The organism is Pseudostreptobacillus sp. (assembly GCF_977040545.1).
On record NZ_CDRRBS010000053.1, the window covers coordinates 1 to 7,940 of the forward strand.

A 7,940-nucleotide genomic window follows, 5' to 3' on the forward strand; every position below is an offset into this window, starting at 1 on the left:
TAAATCAGTAAATATACGTCTCCCTTCTGGAACATGTGCCATACCCATAGGCACTAATTTATGTGCTTTAACATTATTTATACCCTCTCCATTTAATACCACTTCACCTGATTTAATAGGTAATATATTAGATATAGCATTAAGTATAGTTGTTTTACCTGCACCGTTAGCCCCTATAAAAGAAACAATTTCCCCTTCTTTAATATAGAAAGAAATATCTTTTATTGCATGTATCTTATCGTAAAATACATTTATTTCATTTACTTCTAAAATTTTACTCATAACTAATCACCTAAATAAGCCTTTATAACTTCAGGGTTATTTTGAATTTCTAAAGGATTTCCTTTCGCTATTATTTCTCCAAAATTAAGAACATATAATCTTTCACATATACCCATAACTAAATCCATATCATGTTCAATTAAAAGTATTGAAATACCCATATTATCTCTAATATTTCTTATTATTTCCATCAATTCCTGTGTTTCATTAGGATTCATACCAGCAGCTGGTTCATCTAATAATAACAATTTTGGATTACAAGCTAGTGCTCTTGCTATTTCTAATTTTCTTTGATTACCATAAGATAATGAATCAGCTCTATTGTTAGCCATAGATTCTAAATCAAACATTCTAAGATATTCTAACGCTTTTTTCGTTAATTCTGATTCCATATTTCTAAACTTCTTTGTTCTAAATATAGCAGCTAAAGTTGAATAATTTTCTTTTTGATCAAGAGATATTCTAACATTATCTAATACGCTAAGTTGCTTATATATTCTAATATTTTGAAAAGTTCTAGAAATACCAAGTTCAACTATTTTATTAGTTTTCAAATTAAAAGTATTAACTCCTGATATCTTAATACTTCCCTCCGTAGGTTTATATACTCCTGTCAAAAGATTAAATACTGAAGTTTTACCAGCACCGTTAGGTCCTATTAACCCAACTAATTCACCTTCATTTATTTCCATATTTAAGTTATTTACAGCTCTTAATCCTCCAAAATCTATACTTAGATTTTCTGTTTTTAGTAATTCCATTATTTCACCACCTTATTTTTTATCCTCTTTAAAAATGAGAATAGTTTAGGTATAGTAAACTCTGATGTACCTAATATACCATCTTTCTTAAATATCATTAAAAATATTAGTATTAAAGAATATATTAAAAGTCTATACTCTGAAACCGATCTTAATATTTCATTTAATAAAGTTAGGAAAGTTGCAGAAACAACAGCACCTGTAATACTACCAAGACCTCCTAACACAACCATAACTAATATTTCTATAGAGAATACAAAATTGAATTTATCAGGTGTTAAACTTCCTAAATTATGTGCAAATAAAGAACCACCAATACCAGCAAAAAATGCAGAAAGTATAAATCCATAAATCTTAGCTCTATTAATATCTACTCCCATATTTTCTGCAGCTATTTCATTTTCTCTAATAGATAATAATAATCTACCTTTTTTAGAAATCAATATCATTATTAGTACAATAGATGATAAAACAACTATTAAATATACATTATTAAATGTTGTAATATTAGGAATACCATTTAATCCTGCTGCACCACCTAAAAAATCAATATTTTGTATTATATATTTAATTATTTCACCAAAAGCAAGAGTAATTATAGCAAGATAATCCCCTCTAAGTCTTAAAGTTATAGACGATAAAAATAGTCCTGAAAATCCTGCTATTATTCCTCCGAATATAGTTACTATAAGTAAATGTAAATCTGAATTTAATGAATATTTTTGAAGAAATATAGATAAAATACTTGCAGAATAGGCTCCAATAGATATAAATCCTGCATGACCTAAATTTAGTTCTCCCATCACTCCTGATACTACATTTAAACTTAATGCAAATAAAATATATATTAAAATATTTACATATATACCAGCCTTATAACTAAATATATCATCGCCAAGTATTGAATAAGCAAGACATAAATAAAGTAAAGCTAAAAGTAGAAAACTTGTAATATAGTTTTTCTTATTTATATTTTTTAAATTTTCAGCATAATTTCTAATTTTTAAAGTATTATCCATCTTACACCTTCTCTTTCATATTTTTACCTAAAATTCCATTAGGTCTAAATATTAAAGTTATTATCAATATTCCAAATACTATTGGATTTGCCCAAGTTGATGAAATATATCCTTTTACATAATTTTCTATTATCCCCATTAAATATCCACCAATAACAGCTCCAGGAATAGAACCTATTCCTCCAAAGACAGCAGCAATAAATGCTTTAAGTCCAGGAAGCAATCCCATATATGGATCAATTCTTGGATACATTAAGGCATACATAACACCACCTAAAGCACCTAAAGCAGATCCTATGGCAAAAGTTATAGAAATTGTAAAATCTGTATTTATACCCATCAGTTTAGCAGCTGATAAATCTTGTGCAACTGCACGCATAGCTTTACCAAGATTCGTAAATTTAATAAATAAATAAAGTAATATCATACATATTATTGATACTATGATTATAAACAAACTTAAATAACTAGCATCAATACCTAATATATTTACATACTTATCATTAGATAAAAATATAGGAACATTATTTAATGATATAACCTTAGGAGAAGCTCCAAAATAAATTAAAGCAATACTTTCAAGTAAAAAACTAACTCCAATAGCTGTAATCAATACATTCATACGACTACCATCTCTTAATGGTTTATATGCTAATTTTTCAATCACTACCCCTAATATCACACAAAATAAAACTGCAACAAGTAAGGCACTTGTCAGCCCAAAACCATTTGTAACACACATAAAAGCTATATATGCCCCTACCATCAAAATATCACCATGTGCAAAATTTATTAACTTTACTATACCATAAACCATAGTATATCCTAGGGCTATAAGTGCATAAATACTTCCAGTTTGCAAACCATTCAATGTTTGCTCTAAAAAGTTCTTAAACATTTTTCCTCCAAAAATAAAATGACCTAGATGGTCATTTTATTGTTTTAATATTTTTCCTTTAATAATACTTTTCCATCTTTAATAGTTAAGAAAGAAACTTGTTTTTTAGGATTTCTTTCAGAATCAAATTCTAAACTTCCTGTAACTAAATCAAGTTTAGTTTGTGAAATTAAATCTCTTAACTTAGCTGGATCTAAATTTTCAGACTTAGCTAAAGCTTCTACTAATATTGTAGCAGAATCATAACCTAAAGCATTAAATAAATTTGGTTCTTTATTATACTTAGCTTTATATGCTTCTCTAAACTTAACTGATAATTCCTTTTTATCTTCAAGATCATATTGACTTGTAAATATTGCACCATCTGCAACTTGTGCAAAATTCTCTTGTATTCCATCCCAACCATCTGAACCAAAGGCTTGAATATTTAATCCTAATTCCTTAGCTTGAGATAAAATTAATCCTATAGTATTGTAATAATCTGGTATTAATAAAGCATCCGCTCCAGAGTTTTTAACATTAGTTAAAAGTGATTTGAAATCTTTATCATCTTTAGTATATTTTTGTTCTATAAATGAAAGTCCTTCACTTTTTGCAATTTCTTTAAACTTATCAGAAACTCCAACAGAATAATCACTTGAAGTATTTGTAAGAATAGCTACATTTTTATATCCTAATTCCTTTATATACTTAGCTAAAACTTCACCTTGATAAGGATCTGTAAAAGTAGTTCTAAATACATAATCTTTACCTGTTGTAATATCAAATCTAGTTCCAGCAGGTGTAATCATAGGTATCTTTGCCTTTTGTGCAAGTTCAGCTGCTGCAAACGTATTTGCAGAAATAGCTTCCCCTAAAATTGCATTAACTTTATCAACTGATATCATTTTTTTTACAATATTTACAACTTCTTGTAAATCACCTTTTGTATCTTGTACTAATAATTCAACTTTTTTACCATTTATTCCACCGGCATTGTTAACTTCCTCAATCTTTAATTCTATTCCCTCTTTTATAGCCACACCATATTGTGATAAATCACCTGTTAATGGTTCAGGAAGCCCAACTTTAATAATAGAATCAGCTCCCTCCTTACTACTACTATTTGTTGCCTTAGCACCACAACTAAATAAAAACATTACAGATAAAACTGATAATATTACTTTTTTCATTTTCGCTCCTCCAATTCTTAAAATTATGAAATGATTATACCACATATTTTAAATTATTCAAAATATATTTAATTTATGATTGCCATATATATTGTTTATGATTAAATTCTTTTTCATAAATAAAAAAAATAGACATACATCTATTTTTCTATAACCTTTATAACTACATTTTCTTTATTTTTATTAGATATAGAAGAAATTAAATTTCTAATACAAGTAATCAACTTTCCATTTCTTCCAATTATCTTCCCTATATTTTCTTTATCAACAACTATGTCAATAAGTATATTTTTCCCACCTTTAGTACTTATGTCATACTTTACTTCATTTTGTAATAATTGTTCCAACCAAAATTTAACCATTTCTTTATAATATTCTTCGTTCATAGTATCCCTTTCCAAAAATCCTGTGATATTATATCAAATTTAATACCATTTTTTCTAAATTTTTCTAAAAGCAAATCAACATCACTTTTCATATACTCATTTGTTAAAATTTTAATTTTACCATTTTTAGAATCTAAAGTTCTAACTATAGCCAAGCCTTCATACGCTTCTACTATTTTATTTATAAAATCAATATCACGTTTATCTATATCTAAAATATATTCATAACTTCTCATATCAGTCCTCTAATTTCTTTATTAATTCTATATATTCTTCTATAGTTAATTCTTCAGCACGTGCTTTAACTGTTTTTCCCATCTCAAGTAAAATATTTTCTAATTTTTCTCTTTCCACACCAATTAACTTAAGATTATTAACTAAACTCTTTCTTTTATTAGTAAATGAAGCTTTAATATATTTAATATATATTTTTTCATTTATTAATTTTTCATATTTTTTATCTTTATATGGTTTTATTCTAATAAAAGCTGAATCGACCTTAGGTATAGGATCAAACATTTCCTTATTTACAGTAAATAAATACTCAACTTCAGCATAAAACTGTAATATATATGTAAACACACCTCTATCACTATTATTTTTACTGAAAATCAATCTTTCTCCAACTTCTTTTTGAACCATTAAATATATATCTTCAACTTGTTCTCTAAAATCAATCAATTTATTTATTATCGGACTTGTTATATAATACGGAATATTAGCTATAACTCTAAATTTATTATAATTCAATATTTGACTTAAATCATAATCCATGAAATCAGTATTTATTAATTCAAAGTTGGAATAATTTGAAAACTTTTTATTTAATTTAGGTATTAAATCTTTATCTATTTCAAAAGCAATTAATTTTTTTGAATTTTCAAGCAACATAGAAGTTAAATATCCAAGTCCAGGCCCTATTTCTATAACATAATCTGTATTATTTATTCTAGAAACTTCCTTAATTCTCTCCAAAAGTTCATTATCTTCAAGAAAATTTTGACCATATTTTTTTTTATGATTGTGTTCCTTATTCTTTTTCATAAAGTTCTAAATCCATTACTCCTATATATGGTATATTTCTATATTCTTGTTTAAAATCAAGCCCATAACCTAAAACAAATTCATTAGGTATTTCAAATCCAACATATTGAACATCTATATCAACTTTTCTTTCAACTTTTTTATCTAACAGAGTGCAAAGTATAACTTCTTTAGGTTCTCTTTTACCTATCATTTTAAGAACCTTTTTAAGTGTTTGTCCTGAATCTATGATATCTTCAACTATTAAAACATTTTTCCCTTTAACTGGATAATCTAAATCTTTAATAATCTTAATTTCATTACTTGTTTCAAACTCATCACCATAACTAGATATTTCCATAAAGTCTATTTTTAAAGGACGCTTAATTTCTCTAATTAAATCTGCCATAAATAATATAGATCCCTTTAAAATACCGACAACTATAAAGTCTGCATCATCATTTTCGTAATCTTTTGTTATTTGTGCACCTAATTCTTTTATTCTTTCTTTTAATTGCTCTTCTGTTGCAATTTTTTTAACTATTCCTTTTTCCCAATCTCTCATTTCAGATCTTGTATGATAAGTTTAAATTCAGTTAAATTTATCACACTCTCCTTTCTTTACTTAAATATGTTTATTATGTAGATTATACAGTAAAATCTTCTCAAAATCAAGGGTATTGATTCAAAAACATTTTTCACTTATAAAATAAAAAGAGTGGATATCTCCACTCTTATAAATGTTCTGGTCCAAAAGAATATGGTATCATTTCTTCTAAAGTCCAAACTATATAATTATCATTTTTTGATGTTGCTAACACTATTCTTGTATCAGGTGTTGCAAATTCACGTATAACTTGTCTACACATACCACAAGGACTAATAGGTTCATCTGTATTTCCTGTTATTACTATCAAATCTATTTTTTTCATTCCCTCAGTAACTGCAGAACTAATAGCGTTTCTTTCAGCACATATAGCCAAACCATAAGAAGCATTTTCAACATTTATTCCTTTATAAACATTTCCATCCGTATCAACTACAACTGCTCCAACATGAAATTTAGAATAAGGAACATACGCCCTATCTAAAATTTCATTAGCTTGCTTTATATACTCTTTAATTTGTGTATCAGTATATTTCATATCTACTCCTATAAAGATAGAGCTGTATCTAATGCAAGTTTTATCATATCATTAAATGTAGTTTGTCTTTCTTCTGCAGATGTAGCTTCTCCTGTAACTAATGAATCACTTATAGTTAAAAGAGTAAGAGCTCTTGCACCTAATTTTGCTGCTGTAGTATATAATTGTGCTGTTTCCATTTCTACACAAAGTATTCCAAATTTAGCCCATTTTTTCCATCCATCAGCTTCATCTCCATAGAAAGTATCACTAGTTAAAATGTTTCCTGCTTTTATACTTATATTTCTTTCTTTACCTAATTCATAAGCTTTAATAAATAATTCTGGATTTGCACAAGGTGCATAATCTGCTCCATTAAATCTTAATTTATTTATATTAGAGTCAGTTGAAGCCGCCATAGCTATTACTACATCTCTAATTTTAACATCTTCATGTGTAGAACCTGCTGTACCTATTCTTATTAAATTTTTACAACCATATTCAGCTATTAATTCGTGTGTATATATTCCTATTGAAGGTATACCCATTCCTGTTCCTTGAACAGACACTCTTTTTCCTTTATATGTACCAGTGAACCCTAACATTCCTCTAACATTATTGTAACATACTACATCTTCTAAAAATGTTTCTGCTATATATTTAGCTCTTAACGGATCTCCTGGTAATAATATTGTTTCTGCTATATCTCCTTTATTTGCCCCTATATGTGGTGTTGCCATTTTTTAATCATCTCCATTCCTATTTTATTTATTTTATATTTTTAGCACCTTTTATTATATCTATACCTGAACTAGTACCCAAACGAGTTGCTCCTAATTCAATATATTTTTCAGCAGTTTCGTAACTTTTAACTCCTCCACTTGCTTTTACCCCTGCATTATCTCCTACCATTTTTTTCATTAAAATTACATCTTCAAATGTAGCACCTGCAGTCCCAAAACCTGTTGAAGTTTTAACAAAATCAGCATTAGCATTTAAAGATAATTCACAAGCTAACATTTTTTGTTCTTCATTTAAATAACAAGTTTCAATTATTACTTTTAGAACATTTTCTCCTATTGCTTCTTTTATTTCTCTAATTTCATCTTCTACATATTTAGAATCACCTTCAATTAATTTCCCTATGTTTATAACCATATCTATTTCATTAGCACCATTAGCAATAGCTTCACGAGCTTCAAAAACTTTAGCAGTTTTAGTCATAGCACCTAAAGGAAATCCAACTACTGCAGCTATTTTAACATCTGAGTTCTT

At 27.2% G+C, this 7,940-nt stretch carries 12 protein-coding genes; all 12 read right to left on the reverse strand.

Annotation, left to right across the window (positions count from 1 at the left end; all coding sequences use genetic code 11):
* On the reverse strand, positions 1-282 hold a 282-nt coding region (locus tag ACWYO2_RS03765; RefSeq protein ID WP_455515163.1), incomplete at its 3' end, for an ATP-binding cassette domain-containing protein.
* Between the two features lie 2 nt (positions 283-284).
* Positions 285-1,043 (reverse strand): ABC transporter ATP-binding protein, encoded by a 759-nt coding sequence (locus ACWYO2_RS03770; protein WP_455515164.1) that lies wholly within the window; start codon positions 1,041-1,043, stop codon positions 285-287.
* On the reverse strand, positions 1,043-2,062 hold the full coding sequence (locus tag ACWYO2_RS03775) for a branched-chain amino acid ABC transporter permease (protein WP_455515165.1): 1,020 nt from the start codon (positions 2,060-2,062) through the stop codon (positions 1,043-1,045). Before ACWYO2_RS03775 ends, ACWYO2_RS03770 begins: the two co-directional genes overlap by 1 nt.
* A 1-nt stretch (position 2,063) precedes the next feature.
* The gene (locus tag ACWYO2_RS03780) at positions 2,064-2,960 is read right to left on the reverse strand and encodes a branched-chain amino acid ABC transporter permease (RefSeq protein ID WP_455515166.1); all 897 of its coding nucleotides are present in this window, start codon (positions 2,958-2,960) and stop codon (positions 2,064-2,066) included.
* A gap of 44 nt (positions 2,961-3,004) precedes the next feature.
* On the reverse strand, positions 3,005-4,132 hold the full coding sequence (locus ACWYO2_RS03785; protein WP_455515167.1) for an ABC transporter substrate-binding protein: 1,128 nt from the start codon (positions 4,130-4,132) through the stop codon (positions 3,005-3,007).
* Between the two features lie 140 nt (positions 4,133-4,272).
* Entirely contained in the window at positions 4,273-4,518 is a 246-nt protein-coding gene (locus ACWYO2_RS03790; RefSeq protein WP_455515168.1) for a KH domain-containing protein, read from the reverse strand.
* On the reverse strand, positions 4,515-4,754 hold the full coding sequence (locus ACWYO2_RS03795) for a DUF4911 domain-containing protein (protein WP_455515169.1): 240 nt from the start codon (positions 4,752-4,754) through the stop codon (positions 4,515-4,517). Before ACWYO2_RS03795 ends, ACWYO2_RS03790 begins: the two co-directional genes overlap by 4 nt.
* Position 4,755: 1 nt before the next feature.
* Entirely contained in the window at positions 4,756-5,562 is an 807-nt protein-coding gene (gene rsmA / locus ACWYO2_RS03800) for a 16S rRNA (adenine(1518)-N(6)/adenine(1519)-N(6))-dimethyltransferase RsmA (protein ID WP_455515170.1), read from the reverse strand.
* Positions 5,549-6,106, reverse strand: a complete 558-nt coding sequence (gene hpt, locus ACWYO2_RS03805) for a hypoxanthine phosphoribosyltransferase (protein WP_455515171.1) — start codon at positions 6,104-6,106, stop codon at positions 5,549-5,551. The genes rsmA and hpt overlap by 14 nt, the downstream gene beginning before the upstream one ends.
* 169 nt (positions 6,107-6,275) lie before the next feature.
* Positions 6,276-6,686: a cytidine deaminase gene (locus tag ACWYO2_RS03810; RefSeq protein WP_455515172.1), complete on the reverse strand. Its 411-nt coding sequence runs from the start codon at positions 6,684-6,686 to the stop codon at positions 6,276-6,278.
* A gap of 8 nt (positions 6,687-6,694) precedes the next feature.
* Positions 6,695-7,405 (reverse strand): purine-nucleoside phosphorylase, encoded by a 711-nt coding sequence (deoD, locus tag ACWYO2_RS03815; protein ID WP_455515173.1) that lies wholly within the window; start codon positions 7,403-7,405, stop codon positions 6,695-6,697.
* Positions 7,406-7,433: 28 nt separating this feature from the next.
* The coding region (gene deoC, locus ACWYO2_RS03820) for a deoxyribose-phosphate aldolase (protein WP_455515174.1) at positions 7,434-7,940 on the reverse strand (507 nt) is incomplete at its 5' end.

Bases quoted from the DNA above. Each gene is read 5' to 3' on its own strand.
- ACWYO2_RS03770 (WP_455515164.1), bottom strand. From the start codon at position 1,043: ATGGAATTACTAAAAACAGAAAATCTAAGTATAGATTTTGGAGGATTA.
- ACWYO2_RS03775 (WP_455515165.1), bottom strand. From the start codon at position 2,062: ATGGATAATACTTTAAAAATTAGAAATTATGCTGAAAATTTAAAAAAT.
- ACWYO2_RS03780 (WP_455515166.1), bottom strand. From the start codon at position 2,960: ATGTTTAAGAACTTTTTAGAGCAAACATTGAATGGTTTGCAAACTGGA.
- ACWYO2_RS03785 (WP_455515167.1), bottom strand. From the start codon at position 4,132: ATGAAAAAAGTAATATTATCAGTTTTATCTGTAATGTTTTTATTTAGT.
- ACWYO2_RS03790 (WP_455515168.1), bottom strand. From the start codon at position 4,518: ATGAACGAAGAATATTATAAAGAAATGGTTAAATTTTGGTTGGAACAA.
- ACWYO2_RS03795 (WP_455515169.1), bottom strand. From the start codon at position 4,754: ATGAGAAGTTATGAATATATTTTAGATATAGATAAACGTGATATTGAT.
- rsmA (WP_455515170.1), bottom strand. From the start codon at position 5,562: ATGAAAAAGAATAAGGAACACAATCATAAAAAAAAATATGGTCAAAAT.
- hpt (WP_455515171.1), bottom strand. From the start codon at position 6,106: ATGAGAGATTGGGAAAAAGGAATAGTTAAAAAAATTGCAACAGAAGAG.
- ACWYO2_RS03810 (WP_455515172.1), bottom strand. From the start codon at position 6,686: ATGAAATATACTGATACACAAATTAAAGAGTATATAAAGCAAGCTAAT.
- deoD (WP_455515173.1), bottom strand. From the start codon at position 7,405: ATGGCAACACCACATATAGGGGCAAATAAAGGAGATATAGCAGAAACA.